The 21,065-nt window shown below is 51.3% G+C and carries 18 protein-coding genes; 5 read left to right on the forward strand and 13 right to left on the reverse strand.

Features of this window, described 5'->3' with window-relative positions:
- The first annotated feature begins 141 nt into the window (after positions 1 to 141).
- The 4 genes from AC4BAN_RS02630 (at position 142) to AC4BAN_RS02645 (ending at position 4,580) form a co-directional block, all read left to right on the forward strand.
- Positions 142 to 2,424, forward strand: coding sequence for a TonB-dependent receptor (locus AC4BAN_RS02630; RefSeq protein ID WP_490562804.1), 2,283 nt, complete (start codon positions 142 to 144; stop codon positions 2,422 to 2,424).
- The gene (locus tag AC4BAN_RS02635; protein ID WP_490562805.1) at positions 2,424 to 3,233 is read left to right on the forward strand and encodes a DUF4249 domain-containing protein; all 810 of its coding nucleotides are present in this window, start codon (positions 2,424 to 2,426) and stop codon (positions 3,231 to 3,233) included. Before AC4BAN_RS02630 ends, AC4BAN_RS02635 begins: the two co-directional genes overlap by 1 nt.
- A 109-nt stretch (positions 3,234 to 3,342) precedes the next feature.
- On the forward strand, positions 3,343 to 4,119 hold the full coding sequence (locus AC4BAN_RS02640) for a hypothetical protein (RefSeq protein ID WP_490562806.1): 777 nt from the start codon (positions 3,343 to 3,345) through the stop codon (positions 4,117 to 4,119).
- A 32-nt stretch (positions 4,120 to 4,151) separates the two neighbouring features.
- On the forward strand, positions 4,152 to 4,580 hold the full coding sequence (locus AC4BAN_RS02645; protein ID WP_490562807.1) for a hypothetical protein: 429 nt from the start codon (positions 4,152 to 4,154) through the stop codon (positions 4,578 to 4,580).
- A 95-nt stretch (positions 4,581 to 4,675) separates the two neighbouring features.
- Here AC4BAN_RS02645 and AC4BAN_RS02650 read toward each other — a convergent pair whose 3' ends face one another.
- The 4 genes from AC4BAN_RS02650 to AC4BAN_RS02665 form a co-directional block, all read right to left on the reverse strand.
- Complete coding sequence (locus AC4BAN_RS02650) at positions 4,676 to 5,491, reverse strand: purine-nucleoside phosphorylase (protein WP_490562808.1); 816 nt, start codon at positions 5,489 to 5,491, stop codon at positions 4,676 to 4,678.
- Between the two features lie 371 nt (positions 5,492 to 5,862).
- Positions 5,863 to 7,623: a signal peptide peptidase SppA gene (sppA, locus tag AC4BAN_RS02655; RefSeq protein WP_490562809.1), complete on the reverse strand. Its 1,761-nt coding sequence runs from the start codon at positions 7,621 to 7,623 to the stop codon at positions 5,863 to 5,865.
- Between the two features lie 265 nt (positions 7,624 to 7,888).
- Complete coding sequence (locus tag AC4BAN_RS02660; RefSeq protein WP_490562810.1) at positions 7,889 to 9,157, reverse strand: replication-associated recombination protein A; 1,269 nt, start codon at positions 9,155 to 9,157, stop codon at positions 7,889 to 7,891.
- 117 nt (positions 9,158 to 9,274) lie between these two features.
- The gene (locus tag AC4BAN_RS02665; protein WP_490562811.1) at positions 9,275 to 10,432 is read right to left on the reverse strand and encodes an AI-2E family transporter; all 1,158 of its coding nucleotides are present in this window, start codon (positions 10,430 to 10,432) and stop codon (positions 9,275 to 9,277) included.
- 72 nt (positions 10,433 to 10,504) lie between these two features.
- Between AC4BAN_RS02665 and AC4BAN_RS02670 the strand changes: the two genes are divergently transcribed.
- The gene (locus tag AC4BAN_RS02670; protein ID WP_490562812.1) at positions 10,505 to 11,437 is read left to right on the forward strand and encodes a DMT family transporter; all 933 of its coding nucleotides are present in this window, start codon (positions 10,505 to 10,507) and stop codon (positions 11,435 to 11,437) included.
- On the opposite strand, the gene AC4BAN_RS02675 is transcribed toward AC4BAN_RS02670, so the two are convergent.
- The 9 genes from AC4BAN_RS02675 to lpdA form a co-directional block, all read right to left on the reverse strand.
- A complete protein-coding gene (locus AC4BAN_RS02675) occupies positions 11,434 to 12,411 on the reverse strand; it encodes a YpdA family putative bacillithiol disulfide reductase (protein WP_490562813.1) in 978 nt (325 codons plus the stop codon). The two genes, AC4BAN_RS02670 and AC4BAN_RS02675, sit on opposite strands and share 4 nt — an antisense overlap.
- A 49-nt stretch (positions 12,412 to 12,460) precedes the next feature.
- The gene (locus AC4BAN_RS02680; protein WP_490562814.1) at positions 12,461 to 13,687 is read right to left on the reverse strand and encodes a multidrug effflux MFS transporter; all 1,227 of its coding nucleotides are present in this window, start codon (positions 13,685 to 13,687) and stop codon (positions 12,461 to 12,463) included.
- Between the two features lie 182 nt (positions 13,688 to 13,869).
- Positions 13,870 to 14,391: a GNAT family N-acetyltransferase gene (locus tag AC4BAN_RS02685; RefSeq protein WP_490562815.1), complete on the reverse strand. Its 522-nt coding sequence runs from the start codon at positions 14,389 to 14,391 to the stop codon at positions 13,870 to 13,872.
- A gap of 254 nt (positions 14,392 to 14,645) precedes the next feature.
- Positions 14,646 to 15,971: a DEAD/DEAH box helicase gene (locus AC4BAN_RS02690; protein ID WP_490562816.1), complete on the reverse strand. Its 1,326-nt coding sequence runs from the start codon at positions 15,969 to 15,971 to the stop codon at positions 14,646 to 14,648.
- A 316-nt stretch (positions 15,972 to 16,287) separates the two neighbouring features.
- A complete protein-coding gene (locus AC4BAN_RS02695; RefSeq protein ID WP_490562817.1) occupies positions 16,288 to 16,638 on the reverse strand; it encodes a response regulator in 351 nt (116 codons plus the stop codon).
- A gap of 4 nt (positions 16,639 to 16,642) precedes the next feature.
- A complete protein-coding gene (locus tag AC4BAN_RS02700) occupies positions 16,643 to 17,506 on the reverse strand; it encodes a hypothetical protein (RefSeq protein WP_490562818.1) in 864 nt (287 codons plus the stop codon).
- Between the two features lie 14 nt (positions 17,507 to 17,520).
- Positions 17,521 to 18,120: a carboxymuconolactone decarboxylase family protein gene (locus tag AC4BAN_RS02705; RefSeq protein ID WP_490562819.1), complete on the reverse strand. Its 600-nt coding sequence runs from the start codon at positions 18,118 to 18,120 to the stop codon at positions 17,521 to 17,523.
- A 75-nt stretch (positions 18,121 to 18,195) separates the two neighbouring features.
- Positions 18,196 to 19,308 carry a fatty acid desaturase family protein gene (locus AC4BAN_RS02710; RefSeq protein ID WP_490562820.1) on the reverse strand — a complete coding sequence of 371 codons (1,113 nt, stop codon included), beginning with the start codon at positions 19,306 to 19,308 and terminating at the stop codon, positions 18,196 to 18,198.
- A 262-nt stretch (positions 19,309 to 19,570) separates the two neighbouring features.
- A complete protein-coding gene (lpdA, locus tag AC4BAN_RS02715) occupies positions 19,571 to 20,965 on the reverse strand; it encodes a dihydrolipoyl dehydrogenase (protein ID WP_490562821.1) in 1,395 nt (464 codons plus the stop codon).
- Positions 20,966 to 21,065: the final 100 nt, after the last annotated feature.

A 21,065-nucleotide genomic window follows, 5' to 3' on the forward strand; every position in this document is an offset into this window, starting at 1 on the left:
CCTGAACAAATAGAGCCCCGACGTGTTAAGGTCTGAATCATTGACTAATATGTTTTATTATACACCAGGGTTTCCATACCTTCACTTTTCAAAAGAAATTAACCTGTATTAATGCGTCTCCCAACCTACCTACTCCCTTTTTTGTTGCTATTCCTTTTGTTGGCAAATTCCGCTGCGGCACAAACTTACAGGGTTAGCGGGTATGTTAAAGGCGGCGAAAGCCAGGAGGCTTTGGTGGGTGCTACAGTAGCCATCCCTTCCCTTAAAATCGGCACCGTTACGGATGAGCGTGGATATTACGTGTTAACGGTTCCGGTGGGCGTTTATACTTTGCAAGCAAGTTATGTGGGCTACGAGCTGTTCCAGAGCAACATCCAAGTGGCTGACGTCCCACTGGTGATCCCGATTGCGCTGCAGCCCGCCGCCAATGAGCTGCAGGTGGTGGAGGTGGAGGCCGCCACGCTGCGCCAGAAACTCAACGACACGCGCATGAGCGTAGAAAAGCTAACTGCCCGGGAGGCAAAGCTGCTGCCAGCCCTTTTTGGCGAGGTAGACCTGATCAAAACACTGCAGCTGAAGCCGGGGGTACAGTCGGGTGGCGAAGGTGCCTCCGGCCTTTATGTGCGCGGAGGCGGCCCCGACCAGAACCTGGTACTGCTCGATGATGCGGTCATTTATAACCCGTCGCACCTCTTTGGCTTCTTCTCTGTGTTTAACTCCGATGCCGTTAAAAGTGTGGAGCTTTACAAAGGCGGTTTTCCGGCTCAGTTCGGCGGCAGGCTGTCTTCGGTAGTGGATGTAAAGATGCAGGAGGGCAACAACAAGGGGATTCACGCAACCGGGGGGCTGGGGCTTATTTCCTCCCGTCTGACCCTTGATGGGCCGCTTGTAAAAGATAAACTGAAATTTACAGTTTCGGGCCGCCGCACCTATGTAGATATTTTTACGCGGCAGCTAAACCGCCTGAACGAAGGAAAAGAAGATTATAATAAAATTCCCGACTACTACTTTTATGACCTGAACGGCAAGCTGAACTATAAACTCGGGGACAAGGATGAGCTTAGCCTGAGCGGCTATTACGGCCGCGACTTCTTTGTGTTTAAAGACACCGACTTCCGCTTCGGCTTTGACTGGGGAAACACGATGGGAGCCTTGAGCTGGAGGCACAAGTTCAGCCCCAAGCTTTACGCCAACACCACCCTGAGCAGCAGCAGCTACCAGTACAGCATCAAAAACGAGATCGACATCTTCACCTTCAGGCTTACCTCCGATGTAAAAGACCTGACGCTGAAATCTGACTTTGACCTTTTTCTGGAGGGCGGGCACACGCTTAAGTTTGGGGCGATGGCGACACGGCATCACTTTACGGTAGGCCGCCTCAACTTCGACTCCGATGACAACAGCCTTACATTCGGGTCGGGCAACACGTATGCGGCCACAGAGTTCGGGACCTACGTTTCCGATGACTTCCTGGTGAATCCGCAGCTATCGCTTAATTATGGCCTGCGGCTTTCTGGTTTTCGGAATACGGGTAAAACTTACCTGGCCCTGGAACCCCGCCTGGCTGCCAAGTATAACCTGAGCGAGAACACCGCGCTAAAAGCCAGCTATGCCAGTATGATGCAGTACGTGCACTTGGTTTCTAATTCGGGGGCATCGCTGCCTACTGATATCTGGTACCCCTCCAGCAAGCTGGTGAAGCCGCAGCGCTCACAGCAGGTGGCTACCGGGGTCAGCCAGTTAGTGGGCAAAGGCAAGTACCTTTTAACCAACGAGGTGTACTACAAGTGGATGCACCGCCAGATCGATTTCAGGGATGGCGCCAACCTGTTTGTGAACGACAGCCTCGAGGATGAATTCCTGTTTGGCAAAGGAAACAGCTACGGCAACGAGCTTTACCTGGAGAAGATCAAAGGCAGGACCACCGGCTGGATCGGCTATACCCTGTCGTGGACGTACCGCCAGTTTGACGAGATAAACGAGGGCCGCCGCTTCCCTACCCGCTACGACCGCCGCCACGACATCAGCGTGGTGTTGCTGCACCAGCTTAGCAAGCGCCTCCATGTTACCGGGGCCTTTACTTACGGCACGGGTAACTCCTTCTCGTTGCCGGTTGCCCGGTTTGCCTACCAGGGTGTAGAAGGCGAAGAGCCATCGGTAGTGCCCATTTTTACAGATCGGAATAGCTTTCGGCTGGCCCCGTACCACCGCCTGGACCTGGGCCTGGTGTTTAAACTGCGCCCCAAGCACGGAGCCGCTGACCTGACCTTTAGCGTGTACAATGCCTATAACCGCCGAAACCCATACTTTGTATACTTCGATCAGTTAAAAGACAAGGAAAGTGGGCAGACGCTAAGTTTCCAGGCCAAGCAGGTTTCCCTTTTCCCCACCATCCCATCTGTTACCTACAATTTTAAATTCTGATGCGCTTTAAAGATAGATTATCGCTTCTCTGCCTGGTAGCCGTTCTGTTTACTGCCTGCGACCTTGAAAAGGACATTGAGGTTGCCTTACCTGAGCATGCGCCCCAACTGGTGGTGGAGTGTTACCTGCAGCCAGGTAAGCCTTTCAGGATGACGGTTACGGAAAGCGCCGGATATTTTAGCACACCCCAGCCTACCCTTGTGCCAGACGCTGAGGTGTACATCACGCACAACGGCCGTCGCATTAAGCTGAGCTACAAGCCCATGCTCTCTAAAACCACGAACCTGTTTCAGACACACGCCTCTAAAGAGGTGATGGCGGGTAAACCAGGTGATATCTTCGGCTTGGAGGTAACCGACAGCAAAGGGCGAAAGGTAACCGGCTTTACCACCATACTTCCCGTTGTACCGATAGAGGAAGTGGAGTGGAAATTCAATGAAAAAGGAAAGGCTTATCTTTTAACCTCCTTTCAGGATAATGCTGACACCCAGGACTACTACCGTTACATGACGCACAAAGACAGCTTACACACCGACCCCGAGCGAGCTTTTGTGGCCACCGATAAGCTTACCAATGGCAAGCGCACTTCATTTGGCTCAGCTTACGATTATAACCGCGATGATACCCTGCTGGTTTCCCTCTTCCACATCGAAAAGCAGTATTATGACTTTATTACCTCTGTAGAGGATGCTAAAAACGCGAACGGCAACCCTTTCTCGCAACCTTCCAGAATCAAGTCATCTGTACAAGGTGGTTTTGGCATATTTACAAATTTAGCCTTGGATAGGAAAACGGTTGTGATTCAGTAATTGTAAGTTTTAATGAAATATCTGATTAATTTATATAACTAAATATAGGGTTATCTAGTAAGCAACGCATGAATCCATTCTTCAACCCGCAGGGTTGTAGCCGTTACTTATGAAAAATCAAATGTTATTTATTGAGGCGCACTCCAGGCCCTCTCCTCCCCCTATCCTGAAAACAGTGTGGCACTTGCTGGTATTCCTGAGAAAGCCGGTGCATTTAAAGGAGCCCTCGGTGCCAACAGAAAGAAAGCTGCTGGTGCTTGCACACCTGATGGTGGCTGAAGCTTTTGTAAAAGGCTTGCTATTGGCAGCCATCGGGTATGTATATGTGTCGCTCGATGTCTTTTTGCCCCTTGGCAAATTGCACGCTATTTTAGGCAATCAATCCTTTTATATTTTGCTCTTGCTAGTAGTTATTTACGGTCCGCTAAAGGATGAACTTATATTCCGGTTACCATTGGTGTACTCCAGGCGCGCTTTACTTATTGCACTGGCTGTTTTCATGGCAGGCTTTGCACCTTTGTTTATGCAGGAGGCGCATCTAAAGCCTCTTTTTTATGCCGGAGCCGCCTTATTTCTGTGTGTCGCCGCAGTTGCTCTTCTGCTGTCTCCGCGGTTGCACGCCTGCATTCGCCAACCCTGGAAAAGCGACTTTAGCAGTCTGTTCTATGTTACCACCTTATTTTTCGCTTTGCAGTTCCTGGTCAATTATCCGTACATTAACCTCCCGTTACTTGTTTTGCCTGTGCTTGTGCTGTTGCAGTGGGTAGAAGGTCTGTTTCTGGGTTACACCAGGCTGCATTTGGGCTTTAAATGGAGCACTGCCCAGCACATACTCAATAAGCTGATCTTGCTTTTGGCCTTCTACGGCTTTTACAGCATAATGTAATTTCAAGCCCTTGCATCGTTTCAATTCTACACATGAAAATAAAAACGTTTCTTTCCCTGCTCTGTTTCTTGCTTTTATCCTTTGCCGGGCACTGCCAGCTTTTTGCCTCTTACCATCAGAGCAGCGTTTCGCTGGCGGGGGTGGGCTTTGAGGTTGGGCGCTTCGCACCTGAGGTGCGGGTGGCCACCAATATTTTTGTAGATGATATCACAGCCGAGGTGGTACTGCCTTTTAAAGTTGTTCGGAAAGAAGATTATTACGTGGACTTCGGAGCCGGCTACCGCTACAATAGTTTTAGCGGACTGGTGGTACCACTGGGATTCGCGGCTTTTCCCTTCGAGCAAAAAAAAATGGGCTTTCAGGCAGAGGTAGCCGTGATCTCCGACTTCACCAGTTCCGCGTTGTTTCGCGGAAGTTGGGGAATCGTGTACAGGTTCTGGGAGCCTAACCCAGGCAGGTAATCCAGTTCGCTTCGTAAAAGCCACCAGACGGTAAAAGGCATTTATAAGCTCCCTTTTACCGCATGGCTTTTTATAATGAGGGTTAAGAGTATAGGCTACTGTATCCGCACCAGCTCTTTTATCAGCTTTGTCATGCGGGGCTCTGCAATGGCGGCGGCTTCCAGAATATCAGCCAGCACCACTTTATTAATCCTGTCCGGGGTACACATGTCTGTGATAACAGAGACAGCAAACACCGGCATGCCCATGTGCCGTGCGGCTATTACCTCGGGCACGGTAGACATTCCCACGGCATCTGCCCCGATCACGGTTAAATACCTGTACTCCGCCGGGGTTTCCAGCATAGGGCCGGGCACACTCACATACACTCCCTCCCGCAGTTCGAAAGCGGCATCTTCGGCAATCACCATGGCCTGGCGCACCAGTTCCTCGCTGTACACCGCGCTCATATCCGGAAAGCGCGGCCCCAGCTCATCCAGGTTCTTCCCGATCAGGGGGTTGTTCGGCTGCAGGTTGATGTGGTCCGTGATCACCATCAGGTCGCTGGTGTTAAATGCCGGGTTCAGCCCGCCCGCTGCGTTCGACACGAACAACTTCTGCACGCCCAGCAGCTTCATCACGCGTACCGGAAAAACCACCTGCTCCATGCTGTAGCCCTCGTAGTAATGAAAGCGGCCCTGCATCACCACCACTGCACGGCCTGCCAGCCTGCCAAATATCAGCTTGCCCGAATGGCTCTCTACGGTAGAAACCGGGAAATTGGGTATCTCGTCGTAGGAGATGCTGTATTCCACCTCCAACTCGTTTACCAGGGCGCCCAAACCGGTGCCAAGTATGATTCCGAACGCAGGCACGTAATTATCTGTGCGCTGCTGTATGTACCCTGTGGTTTCCTGTAATGTCTGCATCATGGTTTGTTCTTTCCTTTTAAGTAACTGCATAAAGGATGCCCGCGATCTGCTTTTGGTGCCTTGCTACCAACCCACCCTGCACCATACGCGCCTACCCTCTCTGGTTGCTACAGGCAAATTTGCAAAAAATAGTGGTGCCATAAAACAAAAACCGTCGCGGCAATGCGCTGCCGCGACGGTTTATACAGGGCTCTGAAATTCAGTTACCCATAATGATATAACCCATTTGCGATTCACCCACCCCTCGCCCCTCCGAGGAGGGGAATTTTACTCGTGCATGTGATTCCCCTCCTCGGAGGGGCTAGGGGTGGGTTTACACCTTCAAAGCCTACAATAAATCGCAACTTGAATCTAGTTAACTCAACCTTAGGCTACTGCACCTGCAGGTCGTAAGGCATGCGTGCCTGCACACCTTTCAGCGACTCTACTTTCTTGTACATCTGGTAGTAGGGGTACATCTCACCCAACTCGGCTTTCATCGACTGCATTTTAACCTGCGAGCCGATGCCGCCGAAGATATCCTCCAGAAATGATTTACGGGCCGGCAATTCTTTAATCCGGAAGTCATCTTCGATGCCGGCTTTCGCTGCCGCGATTGCAATGGCTTTTTCCAATCCGCCGTACGCATCTACCAGGCCGCGCTGCTTGGCCTCCAACCCGGACCAGACACGCCCGGAGGCATACTCCTTCAGCTTGTCCTGGGTCATGTTGCGGCCTTTTGCGGCCTTGCTGGTGAAGGTCTCGTAAATCTGGTTGATCTGGTTCTGCACGATCTCTTTTTCCTGCGCCGTCATAGGGCGGGTAACCGTTGGCACATCCGAGAACTTCCCTGTGCTCACATGATCCACGGTGATGCCCATCTTTTCGTTGAGGAAACCCTGTATGTTCGGGATCACGCCAAACACCCCGATACTTCCTGTAATCGTGTTGGGGTGCGCCACAATGGTATCGCAACCCATGGCAATGTAGTAGCCACCCGAAGCGGCCACATCCGACATAGAAGCAATAATTGGCTTAACTTTTTTGGTTAACTGCACCTCGCGCCAGATCACGTCCGAAGCCAGGGCACTGCCACCCGGGGAGCTGATGCGAAGCACAACTGCCTTCACGTTTTCATCCATGCGTGCATCGCGAATGGCATTGGCGTATTTTCTGCTTCCAATGTTGTCTTCGTCACCATCGCCGTCCACAATATCGCCTTCAGCATAGATCACAGCAATCCTGTTTTTAGATGAGCTGATCTCTTTATCCTTTACTTTCTTATACTTGGAGAGCTGCACCAGTTCGATCTTCTCGTCTTCCTCCACGCCAACCTTCGCTTTCATAAAGCCGATGGCCTCATCAAAGTAACCGATATCTGTGATCAGTTTATACTTTTTGGCATCTTCAGGGTCACGCACCAACAGGTTATCCTGCACGTCCTTGAGCTCAGCCACGCTCATGCCCCTGCTTTTGGCAATGTGCTGCAGCTGGTAATTGTTAATGGAATTTAAAAACGAGTTTAGCTGCTCGCGGTTGGCGTCGCTGGCTTTCTCGAGAAAGAAAGGCTCTACGGCGCTCTTGTAGGTTCCAACTTTAAATATTTGGGCCTCGATGTTAAGCTTGTCCAGCAGGCGCTTGAAGAAGAACATCTCTGAGCTCATGCCATTGAACTCAATGGTGCCCATCGGGTTAAGGTAAATTTTATCGGCCACAGAAGCCAGGTAATAGGCTTTTTCAGTAGACACATCGGCATACGAAACCACAAATTTCCCGGACTTCTTAAAGTCAATCAACTCGTTTCTGATCTCTTCCAGTTTGCCCATGCCGGCATCTACAAAAGTCATGTTCAGGAAAATGCCTTCGATGTTGTCGTCCGTTTTTGCCCTACGGATGGCAGCCTTGATCTGGTCCAGGCCATCGGAGGTGGATAGGGAGCCAAAAGAGAAGCCTAACTCAGCAAGCGGATTCTTGGGGTCTCTTTCCAGGATCGGCTTATCGAGTTTGAGCTCCAGCACGGAGCCTTCCGCTATTTTCACCTCGTCTTTGGATGATGCACTGGCAGCTATGCCAAACAGGATAAGCATACTGATGAAGAAGAATAAGAGCAGGCCTACGATGGTAGCCAGCACATATTTTAGGAAACTTAACATACAGATTTTTGTGTAAGAACGTTTTATTTGAAGCAACACCAGGTGGCTTCTTCTTAGATTAAACAAATTTAGTGCATATAGTTCAAATGCCGTTTACCTTCTCGACAGAACAGCCCTTTTTATAGACAAACCTTTAAGGTTAAAGCATTAGAAATGGTCCATAAGCTGAAAAAGGGAAGACTGGTTAGTAACTTACGCTGTACAATATCACTTTCCTCCCCCCCTGGCAGCTGCTTACGGTGCAATTTCTTAAATTCAACTTATTTTAATACCTGTATTTCTTTCCCCATTGCGCCTGCAATTGCTTCAGCAGGTCACTCTCACGTGCGTTTTTACCGGGCTGGTACAGGGCTTTGTTGGTTAGCTCCGGTGGCATGAACTCCTGTGTCACGAAATTACCCTCATAATCGTGGGCATACTTGTAATTATTGCCATATCCGACTTCTTTCATCAGCTTGGTGGGGGCGTTGCGGATGTGCAGCGGAACGGGCAGGTTACCGGTTTGCTGCACCAGCTGCCGCGCCTGCTTGATGGCTTTGTACGTGGCGTTGCTTTTGGGGGACGTGGCCAGGTAAACGGTGCATTGCGAAAGTATGATCTCCGCCTCCGGATACCCGATCATCTGCACGGCCTGAAAGCAGGAGGTGGCCATTAAAAGTGCGTTGGCATTTGCCAGCCCAATATCCTCGGAAGATGCGATCAACAGGCGCCGCGCGATAAACTTCGGGTCCTCGCCTCCCTCTATCATGCGGGCCAGCCAATACACGGCCGCATTCGGGTCTGAACCCCTGATCGATTTGATGAACGCTGAAACCAGGTCATAGTGCATCTCCCCGGACTTATCGTACATCACGATGTTTTGCTGCGCTACCTGCTGAACCAGCTCGTTGGTAACTACTACTTCCTCTCCGTTCTCGCCTTCGGCCACTATCTCCAACAGGTTGAGCAGCTTGCGCGCATCGCCTCCCGAAATTGTCAGGAGTGCTTCATACTCCTGCACACGCACCTTGCGGTGCTGCAGCCATTCATCCTGCACCAGGGCCTTGTCCACCAGCTCAATCAGCTCCTCTTTCGTCAGGTGCTTCAGGATGTATACCTGGCAGCGCGACAGCAAAGCCGAGATAACCTCGAAGGAGGGATTCTCGGTGGTGGCGCCCACCAACGTTACCACGCCCTTTTCCACGGCGCCTAAAAGAGCATCCTGCTGCGATTTGTTAAAGCGGTGAATCTCATCAATAAAAAGTACCGTTCCCTGCCGCTTCTTGGCCTGGTCGATTACCTCGCGGATGTCTTTCACGCCTGAGTTAATGGCGCTCAGCGCCACAAAGGGCACTTTCATCTGGTTCGCGATGATGTTGGCAAGGGTGGTTTTACCTACCCCCGGCGGCCCCCATAAGATCATGCTGGGAATAACGCCGCCCTCAATGTAACGGCGCAGAATACCCCCGGTGCCAACCAGGTGTTTCTGTCCGTAGTACTGATCGAGGTTATGCGGCCGCATACGCTCAGCCAGCGGAATGTTCGGGTGAATCATGGGCGAATAAACTTAGGCGGTGATATGTCAGGCAAAGTTACAAATTTGATGGAAACGGTTGGCATCGATGCGCCTGGGGCTTTAACGGCAAGCTGCCCGGAGTCTGCGCGTGGTTTGTTACCCCTTTTCCTCGGTCGGTTCCACATCGTTTTCCCAGGCCAGTTCTTGCTGCACCATTTCGCTTTTGTTTCGGAGCGCCGGCACTTTCATCGGGTTAAGCTCCGGCCTCTCATCCCCGAAAAGCACACCCCACTGTTTAAAGGGTAAACTCCTGTCGAAAATGATCTTGAGTACGGCGATGATGGGCAGCGACAGGAACATGCCCGCAATACCGGCAATCTCCCCGCCTATCAGCACCCCCACAATGGTAGCCAGCGCATTGATCTTTACTTTAGAGCCGACAATGCGGGGCATCAGGATGTTATTGTCCAGGAACTGCACCACGGCAATGGTACCTAAAACCGCGAATATGGGCCACAGTTCTGCGGAGGAGGCCAGTGTGAGCAAAACGCCGATCAGGTTGCCAATAAGCGCCCCCACATAAGGGATCAGGTTCAGAAACGCGAAGATGACCCCGATCAGTAGCGCGTGCTTGATGCCGATTATCAGCAGGATGCCTCCTAACAGCACCGTCATGTAACTTACCTGGATCAAGAGACCAAACAGGTAGCTCTTGATAATGACCTGCATTTCGTGCAGCACTTCCCCTACCCTGCTATCCATGCTATCCGGAAACCACAGAAACACAAAGCGGAGCAGCAGGTTCCGGTAAAAGAGCATCAAAAAGACATAGATCGGCAGCAGGCCCACAAAAATAAAGATGGAGGTAATGGAGAGCGCCGCGCCGCTGAGCAGGTTGCCGGCGTAGTTGAGCAAACCGCTGCTCCGGGTGCGCAAAAATTCCATTTGCTCGGCAGTGGAATAAGGCGAGTGCTGGCCTACCCAGGCGCTGAGGGCGCTGAGGTGATTCATCACATTCTGCTTGATGGTGGGGAAGTCGGAGATCAGGTTGCTGATCTGGATGGAGAAAAACCAGACCACCAGCGCCACCACCACAATAACAGCCAGCAGGCTGATGGAAATAGCCAGCATCTCGGGTACTTTATACTTCCTGAAAAACCGGAAAAGAGGCAAGAGCATGATGCTGATGAAAAAGGCCATGAGCAAGGGAGCCAGGATGCCGTTCCCCACAACCACCAGCCACCCCAGAAAGAACAAGCCCATTACTTCTATGGCTCTCCGTACTGTGATGGGCATTTTATAAAGAAAATTCATACTTCTGTGCTGCTGATTATTTGTTTTTCATCCTTATACGGGCTTAAAAGAATAAGCACTTAACTTTGCAGCATGAGTAAGCAAATGCAGGTGCATGGCGCCTTGTTCCTGGTGGCCCTGATCTACGGCAGTAATTACAGCATTGCCAAGGCAGTTATGCCGGTATATGTGGGCCCTTTTGGGTTAATTTTGATACGGGTGGTTTCGGCGGCCATTTTCTTTGGCATTTTGTCGCGGATGGTCACCAAAGAGAAGATCGTGGGGCGGGCCGATAACCTGCGCGTCATACTTTGCGGGGTAACCGGCATCGCGGTGAACCAGCTGTGTTTTTTTGCCGGCCTGAACCTGACAGCCCCTATCAATGCGGCGCTGCTGATGGTGATCGTGCCGGTGGTGGTGCTGGTTTTTTCGGCCATCCTGCTCAAAGAGCGCATCAGCAAGCGCAAGGTATCTGGCATCGCGCTGGCTTGCCTGGGGGCATTTCTGCTGATCTATACTTCCGGAAGCGGGCATACTACCGGCAATCTGTGGGGCGACCTGCTCATTATCCTCAATGCCACTTCCTTTGCCATGTACCTGGTGTTGGTAAAGCCGCTTATGCAGCGCTACAAGGCCATTACCATCGTGAGCCGCATTTTTACAGTGGGTGCCGTGCTGGTGATACCCTTTGGCTTCAGGCAGGTGATGACACCCGATTACAGCGCCTTTCCGCTTTCCATCTGGCTGGCCATTCTGTTCATGGTGTTTGCCGTCACCATTATTGCCTACCTGCTTAACACCTGGGCTTTGCGATATGCCAACCCCTCGCTGGTTGGAGCTTACATTTACTTACAGCCCGTAATGGCCATCCTGATTGCTGTGGGAGTGGGTAAAGATGTGTTTACGCTGCAGAAAGCGCTTTTCGCGCTGCTGATCTTCGCAGGCGTGTACCTGGTAAGCCGCACCAGGCAAAATGCCCCGCAGGAACAAAGCGTGCCACAAGAGCAGGAGCAGAAGCAGGCTTAGGCCGTCAAATGCTCTTTTTGCTGAATGTCCTGCACGATCTTAACGGCATGCTCCCGTGAGTTTTCGATAAACCAAACCCGGGTGTCCATGCCGCCGCAGACTACGCCAGCCAGGTACATGCGCGGCATGTTGGTTTCCATGGTGGCTGGATTGTAGGTAGGGTGCCTTTGCTCATCGGCAGAGAGCCGGATACCCACGTTCTCCAAAAAGCTGAAGTTTGGTTTGTAACCCGTCATGGCCAGCACGAAATCATTGGCGAGCGTCAGTTCTCCCTCAGGTGTCAGGATGTCCACTTCTTTGTCGCGCACGGCCGTAACGCTGGAGCTGAAGTAAGCTTTAATGGCTCCCTCCGCTATGCGATTCTCGAGGTCTGGCTTTACCCAGTACTTTATACTTTGCAAGGCTGGCTGGCGCACCACCATGGTTACGTCTGCTCCTCTGCGCCAGCATTCCAGGGCCACGTCGGCAGCTGAATTGTTGGCCCCTATCACCACCAGTTTCTGCTTGTAGTAATAATGCGGGTCGTAGTAATAGTGCCTTACTTTGGGCAGCTCCTCCCCCGGAATACCAAGCAGGTTTGGGATGTCGTAAAAGCCGGTGGCAATGATCACATACCTGGCCCGGAATTGCTTTTTGCTCGTGTTTACGGCGTACACGCCTTCTAAAGACTCAATGTTCCTGACTTCCTCAAACAGGTGCACATTCAGCTCGCTTACATCCGACACGCGGCGGTAATACTCCAGCGCCTCCATGCGGTTTGGCTTGGGCTGAATGGAAGGGAAAGGGTAGCCACCGATCTCCAGCCTGTCGGAGGTAGAGAAAAAGGTCATGTGCAGGGGATAGTTGAAAAGGGAGTTCACGACGCAGCCTTTCTCCACAATTACATGGCTTAACCCCGCTTTTTTGGCCTCTATGCCGCAAGCCAGCCCAATAGGGCCTCCTCCCACAATCAATACATCTACAGTATCTTCCAAAGCTTCCTCTTTTAAACATGTATTACCAGCCGGCACGCGCTACGATTACCTAGGTTACGGTTTCCTTTGCAGGTGCCTTTACCAGCTGGTTTTTACGGGAGTACCTCCTGAAACCCAACAACAGCCCCAAGCTGATTACGGTAGCGCCTGCCATGACCAGGGTCATGGGCACGGCTGTGCCGTTGTGAAACGTACTGATCAGAGCCGAGGCAACTGCCCCGATGGCCATCTGGGCGCTTCCCATCAGGGCAGAGGCGCTCCCCGCATTCCGGGCAAAGGGCGCCAGGGCCAGGGCCACCGCGTTAGGCGTTACGAAGCCCAGGCAGAAGAGGTAACAAAAAATCAACATTAAGGAGCCCGTCACCCCGATAAATCCAAAATAGTTGCCGACCAGAAGCATGGCCCCGGCCACAAACTGCACCACACCCGCAGTCAGCGTAATCTGGGCCGATGTTCTCCGTTTCATGGCCAGGTTGTTTGCCTGGCTTCCGGCTATAAAACCAAAGGCGTTCAGACCGAAAGCCCAGCCATACTGTGTTTCGGATAAGCCGAAGATCTCCATAAACACAAAAGGCGACCCTGTAATATATGCAAACAGCCCTGCCTGGGCTGTGCTGGCGGCAAACGCATAGGTCAGGAAAACAGGGTTCTTCAACACACTTATAAAATCGGCCAGCACCCTTTTGGGCTTCAGGGAGATCGACTTGTCGGCTCCCCGGCTTTCAGGAAGCAGGAAACCGACGATCAGTAAAACGGCCAGGCCGATGCCCGACAGCACCACAAAAATATACCGCCACCCGAATGTAGCCGTTACAAAGCCCCCAATGGTGGGTGCAATGATAGGAGCCACGCCCATCACCAGCATTAACATGGAGAACACCCTGGGGATGTCGCTTACCGGAAAAACATCGCGCACTACGGCCCTGCTGGCCACCATGCCCACACAGCCACCCAGGGCCAGTAAAAGCCTTAGCCCAATCAGCCATTCCACTGTAGGCGCCATCGCGCAGCCAATGGAAGCGACCACAAATATGCTCAGACCGATAAGGAGGGGCTTTTTACGACCAAACCTGTCCACCAGGGGCCCATAGATCAACTGGCCAACCGAGATGCCGATAAAATAACTGGTAAGAGAAAGGGCGACATGCGAGATATCGGTACGGAGGTCTTTGGCAATGGCCGGGAAACCGGGCAGGTACATATCGATGGCAAAAGGACCCAGTGCCGCCAGCACGCCAAGTATAAGTATGATGATGTTCTGTTGCTTTTTGCTCATTCTAATTTTTAAGTTTGTCCACGCGTAACGTACGGAGCCAGAGGCACGACGCTTGTTTATGGCTAAAGTATAAGCAGGGAATGCCGGAATAGGAAAACCTTGCTTACGGCTGGAAGGGTGATAAAGGGCACAAAGATAACAATGTACCAACATCAATTAACGGTTATTTGTTTCTTTGTGCGTTATAAAGCGAGCTTCATCACGTGCATGCCACGGTATTCCGCTTTCATGGTCTCAAAGTCGAGGGTAAACGTTCCGCATTTCTCAAAGCCGTGCCGCTCATAAAAATCAACTGACTTGCTGCTATCCATGGCCTTTAGCCAGATCACCTGCTTGTTTCTGCTACGCGCGTACTGTTTGGTGAAATCGATAAGCGCCTTGCCCACTCCTTTACCTGCCGCGTTCTTCAGCAAATAGATCCGTTCCAGCTCCATGGCTTCGTGGGCGGTGTATTCCTCCCAGGCTTTATCTGTGTTAAACTTCAGGAAACCGATGAGCTGCTTATCGAGGTACACCAGAAAAAAGGCGGCGTTGGGGTCCGCCAGTTCTTTTTGTAGTGCCGCATCACTGAAGCATCGCTCCATGTACCACATGCCGCCATCATGCCAAAGGTACAGGTAATGGTCGCCGTAAGAGTTTATGGCAATGTCCTGTAAGGTGTAAAGGTCCTTGGTGGTGCAGGGGGTAACTTCTATGTTGGGCATGTGCTGCGGGCTGAGGTTGCAATCCGGCAAATTTACAAAATGTAAAAACTGATCGCTAACAGAATTACCTGCCACAAAGTCCTCACAGTGTTTAAAAAACCTGTGAGCGTCTGGGCCAGTGGCTTTTGCCTTGTAGCAAACAAGACGCTCACAGGTCTGAAAGACGCTGTGAGGTCTTTGAATCCTGATACAGCCATAAAAAAATCCTGCCGGTTATGCACCGGCAGGATTTTATACTTTATACTTGTTGAAGCTTATGCGTTCGCTTTTGGTTTGTTGCTACTCCAGCGCCTGTTGACGCCACCGGCACTAGTCTGGCTGCTGTTGCCACCTCCGTTGCGGGGCCCCCCAGCTGGCCTGCTGCCACCCGAAGCGCCGTTTCTTCGGCCACCGCCGCCACGCTTTTGTTGCTTCACGGTGCTGGCTGCCTCTGCAAAGTCCTTGGCTGTCATGGGGTACGGGTGGTTATCAATAACCGGTACCGACTTAGAGATCAGTTTTTGGATGCTTACCAGGTACGCTGTTTCCTCGGCATCGCAGAAAGAGAGCGCCACGCCGCTTGCCCCGGCACGTCCTGTACGGCCAATGCGGTGTACGTAGGTTTCCGGCTCGTTGGGCAGTTCGTAGTTGATCACATGGCTCAGGTCGTCCACATCAATGCCGCGTGCTGCGATATCGGTAGCGACCAACACACGTGTCTGGCTTTTCTTGAAATTATCCAGGGCGCGCACGCGGGCATTCTGCGACTTGTTGCCGTGAATAGCCTCTGCCTGTACGCCTGCTTTGGTCATGTCCTTGGCCACACGGTCGGCGCCATGCTTGGTGCGGGTAAATACAAGCGCTCTGTCTATCTCACCGCCTTTCAGCAAGTGGAGGAGCAGGTTCTTCTTGTCTGATTTTTTCACGTAATACACGGCCTGCTTAATGGTGTTAGCCGTTGACGAAACCGGGGTAACCTCCACTTTGGCAGGGTTTACCAGAATGGTATCCGCCAGTTTCATGATCTCGGTGGCCATGGTAGCCGAGAAAAACAGCGACTGCCTTTTTTCAGGTATCACTTTGAGCACCTTTTTCACATCATGCACAAACCCCATGTCCAGCATACGATCTGCCTCGTCGAGCACAAACATCTGCAGGTGCTGCAAATGCACGTACTTTTGTGCCATCAGGTCGAGCAGGCGTCCTGGCGTTGCCACCAGAATGTCTATTCCCGCTCTAAGCGCATCGGTCTGCGCGCGCTGGGGCACGCCGCCAAAAATAACGGTATGCTTCAATCCTGTGTTCTTGCCGTAGGCCTTCAGGCTGTCTCCTATCTGGATGGCGAGCTCTCGGGTGGGGGTAAGCACAAGCGCTTTGATCTTTCTTTGTCCGCCCTGTGGCTGCTGCTCGTGCAAGAGTTGCAGAATGGGAATAGAGAAAGCGGCCGTTTTTCCGGTGCCTGTTTGCGCGCATCCCAGGATGTCGCGCTGCTGCAGTATGTACGGGATGGCTTGTGCCTGAATTGGAGTGGGGGTAGTGTATCCTTCAGTTTTAAGAGCTTTTAGGATTGGCTCTATCAGATTTAAATTCTCGAATGTCATTAATGGATCTTACAGTATGAAGTGCTGGCCCTGCATCTAATTTGTCGCGGACTCAGCTTAAGCTTTGATGAACAAGCGCCTTCAACTCAAAGTGCAGCACAGTGCGTGCTTCTTGCTCATCTTACCCCTCCTTAACCTATTAACCTGAACAAAGGTTCTTTTTAAAGATTAGTTGGCGTAATAAGGTGCAAAGGTAGGATTAAGTATGGTCATTTCCTACAACTGGCAAACCCAGGTGGTGTTTTAAAAGGAAAGCAGCGCGACAGGGCCGCTGAGTGTAGTGGGATGCCTGGTACTTGTTACGTCCGGGCGCAGGCTACAGCAGCTCTACAAGCAGTTCTTCCTCTACGGGTTTTACCACAAACTGCACCACGTTGTCGAACTGCCGGGCACGCTCCCGGTCCAGCTCACTTGTAGAGGAGGTGAGGATATATACCTTGTGGTTCAGGTTCTCCTCCTGCATCTTCTCCAGGAATCCCCATCCGTCCAACACGGGCATGTTGATATCCAAAAAGATCAGATCGGGGTCGATATCTCTGAGCGCCTCGAAGGCTTTGAGGGGTTCCGTGAAATCATGCACCACATAATCTGGCTTCACATTGGCGATAGACGTAACCATGATGAAGTTAAGTATCTCCATATCATCTACTAACAGAACTTTTTTCATCTATTTATTCCTTCGCTTTTAATTTGATCAGATCTGCCGTCGACATCTCTATTACTTGCTGCAAGGCCGTGTCCAGGTCTTGGGATGACTGCTTTACCCGGGGCATGATACTGGCTTTGATCTCCTCCAGTGTCCAGGGCTTGATATCCAGCAGGTTAACCAAGCCCAGAATGCGGCTGAGGGGTTCGCGTACGCTGTGGGCGTTTAATACAGAAACCTGCAGCAACTTCTCGTTTTTGGCGCTTATCTCTTTGGTTCTCTCCAGGATAATATCCTGCTGTTGCGCCATGATAGTAGAGATAACGGCGTTTTTTTCATTGATTGTCTCCACTGCCTGTTGCAGGCGACGGTTATTCTCATCCAGCTCTTTCAGCAGGCAGAGCTCAAATAATTTGGCCTCCAGGTTCTCTGCTACCAGTTTCAGAAAGGTAATATCCTTCGCGGCAAAAGGTTTGTTTTTTCCGGCCAGCACCGATGCCACAATCTGCCGCTGGTCATCGTTGCATATCACCCAGCCCCACAAGGCAACGCCCTCTTCGGCAGGAAGACTATAGTTGGCTGGCAGGTCCAGCTCGTTGACATCTGTCCAGCACCTGGGCACCCCGGATTCCAGTAAGGTCTTCTCGAAAGGCAGATACCCCGGACTTTTTTCCTCAGTAATCGTGGCGCCGTGTGCGGTTATCTCCAAATGCAGGTAAAGGTCGCCTCTGTGATAGCTTGCCCTGAATACATGGTAGTTAAATAGGTACTTCAGGTTAATCCGAAAGCACTTGACCACGGCATCCAGCGAGCGGCTTTGGATCAGGCTGTTCGAGAACTTGGAAAAAGCCTCATAGGTTACCCTTAAAATCTGGTGCTCAACTGCCATTGCCCTACCCGCAGCTAGAACTCCGTCTCCGCCAGCTCGTTGTCCAGTTTTATCCCCGAAATGGTAGCAATGGTGTTCAGCATGTTTACCAGATCGGCCTGCGCCATAAGTTCCTGTATCTCAGCCTCAGAAAAACCCTCCTGCTCCAGCTCCGCAAAATCCTCATCTGTTAGCTGCTGTGTATGGAGCGCAGCCTTTGTTACCAGGCGGATAGCCGTTTTATAGCTAGTCGGCAACAAAGGCGAGTCGAGCTCTGTGGCCTTGTAATCGGCATTCGGACTGATCATGCTGCTCATGCTGTCGGCAAAAATACCATGGGCCTTGGCGCAGTAATCGCAACCGCGCAGGCTGGACACGTTGTAAATGATGAGCTGCTTCAGCACATTGGGCACCTCTCCTTCTATCAGGGTGGACTTTAGCTTAGTCCAGTTGCCGCGTAACAGGGTGGCATTGCTGCCCTGGCATTTAAACCAGTTTAACACAAAAGGCAACTGCAACGAGCGCATGGCATCATCATAGATCGCTTTCACGTCATCGGCTGCCTCTTTGTATTCCACCAGGCGATAACGGCTAGGCTGCGTCGCGGGAGGAGAATTCTGTATCGTGTTGTTCATGGTATGGAATATCAACCAAAGTTAAGCAAAAATGATGATCGCCCTGTGTTACAAAGAGTGTTATATTTCGGTTCCCTAGGCTATGGCCTCGTTCATATCGGGCAGTCTGCCAAAGCGGCGCAGTGTGGCTATATGAGAATTAACAGCCTGCCAGAATGTTTTGTTTTCCATATAGGGAATGCCGTATTCTTCGGCGGTTGCTTTTACGATATGCGAGATGGCCGGGTAATGCACGTGGCACACGCGCGGAAACAGGTGATGCTCGATCTGGTAGTTGAGTCCGCCCACATACCAGTTAATAAACTTGTTATTGCGCGAGAAGTTAACGGTGGTATGCATCTGGTGCACCGCCCAGTCGTTTTCGATGGTGCCATTTTCATCGGGCCTGGGGTGGCTGGTTCCTTCTACAGTATGTGCCAACTGGAACACAACCGTTAGGATGATGCCAGCCACAAAGTGCATCAGCAGGAAGCCCAGCAGTACCTGCCCGAACGGAATGTTAAACACTAGCACAGGCATCGCCAGGATCACCAGGAAGTAAAGTACCTTCATCACGATCACCTTCAGCAGCATTCTTTTGTTCTCGGCGTCGGAGTTGGCATTTACGCCATTTCTGATAAAAAGGAAATACTGCACAAAATCTTTGGCGATGACCCAGTATAGCGTGAGCAGCCCATAAAAAGCGAAGGCATACACCCACTGCAGCTTATGGAAGAACTTGACCCTGGTGTGGGGCGAGAAGCGCAGCACCAGCCGGTCTTGTATGTCCTCGTCCAGCTCTACCACATTGGTATAAGTATGGTGCAGGATGTTGTGTTGCAGTTTCCAGTTAAAAGCTGAGCCGCCCACAAGGTTCAGGGTGTGGCCCATCAGGAAGTTCAGCCGTTTGCTTTTGGCATAAGCGCCGTGGTTGGCATCGTGCATCACGCTCATGCCGATGCCGGCTACCCCCAGCCCCATCACAAACCAGAGCAGCAGGCTGAGCGGGTAAGCCGGCTGAAATGCCAGCAAAAATATAAATGGTACCACATAACAACCGATCAGCACCACACTTTTCAGCACCATTTCTGAATTAGCCGTTTTAGAGAGGTTGTTCTCTGTAAAATAAGCGTCGACACGCTTGCGTGTGGTTGCGAAAAAGAGATTTTTGTCTTTTGAAACGAACTTCACTTTACTTTGTAACTTCATATAGGGTGCGCGCTGTGCAATTTTATTGCCCGTTAAATTAAAAAGAAAAGCAGCTTTAAAACATACGTTTTATCCCGAAAAGATGGATTTCGCAGGTAAATTCTTCAATTTAAGTATAAATACGGTATGCCGTACTAATTTATACTCTAATCTTTTGCCCACGATCCTTGCTGCTTTTAAGCACAAAAGCCGAAAGGGTGCGTGCGCTCCTTTCGGCTTTTGCATGTATTCGGAAAACCCGGTGTACCCGAAGCGTTTCTGCTTACAAATGAATTACTTCGCCGTAAGCAGCAGCTGCGGCTTCCATAATGGCCTCGCTCATGGTAGGGTGCGGGTGCACCGACTTGATGATCTCATGGCCGGTCGTTTCCAGTTTACGGGCTACCACCACTTCTGCGATCATCTCGGTTACGTTGGCCCCGATCATGTGCGCCCCCAGGAACTCGCCATACTTGGCATCGAAGATTACTTTTATAAAGCCATCCTTGGCACCGGCGGCACTTGCCTTACCCGAAGCTGAGAACGGGAACTTGCCTACCTTAATGTCCAGACCTTGCTCGCGCGCGGCTTTCTCGGTTAAGCCAACAGAGGCGATTTCGGGAGAGCAATATGTACAGCCCGGTATGTTACCGTAGTTCAGTGGCTCCGGATTGTGCCCGGCTATTTTCTCTACGCAAATAATTCCCTCGGCAGAGGCTACGTGCGCCAGGGCAGGGCCCGGTACGATATCACCGATCGCGTAAATCCCCTCCACATTCGTTTTGTAGAAGTCGTCCACCACCAAGCGGCCTTTTTCTACCTTAATGCCCAGTTCCTCCAGGCCGATGTTCTCCAGGTTCGTCTGAATGCCAACTGCCGAAAGCACTACCTCCGCTTCCAGTGTCTCTTCGCCTTTGGCTGTTTTTACTTTTACTTTAAGTATACTTCCGCTTGTGTCCACCGACTCCACAGAGGAATTGGTCATGATATGGATACCAGCTTTCTTAAATGATTTCTCCAGCTGCTTCGATACTTCCTCGTCCTCTACCGGCACCACATTCGGCAGGTACTCCACCACAGTTACTTTGGTACCCATGGCGTTGTAGAAATAAGCGAACTCCACGCCAATGGCGCCAGAGCCAACCACTACCATAGACGCCGGCATTTTCTCCAGTGCCATGGCCTGGCGGTAACCGATGATTTTCTTGCCGTCGATGGGCAGGTTAGGCAGCTCGCGCGAACGTGCGCCTGTTGCCACAATAATGTTGGTCGCCTCTACGGTTTCTTTCTTACCATCTTTGTCCGTTACCTCAATTTTTCCTTTGCCCAGCAATTTACCGGTTCCCATAATCGCATCGATCTTGTTCTTGCGGAACAAAAACTGAATGCCTTTGCTCATACCGTCGGCCACGCCACGGCTACGCTTTATCACCGCATCAAAATCCACGGACGACTCGCCAATGTTGATGCCGTAATCTGCTGCGTGGTTGATGTACTCGAATACGTTCGCGCTCTTTAACAGTGCTTTGGTCGGGATACATCCCCAGTTCAGGCAGATGCCCCCCAGCGACTCGCGCTCGATCACACCTACCTTCATACCCAGCTGCGAAGCCCGGATGGCTGCCACATAACCGCCTGGGCCACTACCAAGCACTACTAAATCATATTTTGATGCCATAGTCTCTTTTCTTAAAGTTGATGGACAAAATTAACGGATAATCCCAACATCACAAAACCCCAAATCATCTGGCCTGCCACTAGCACAATCTGAAGACGCA

This window comes from Pontibacter sp. GD13, from assembly GCF_058216355.1.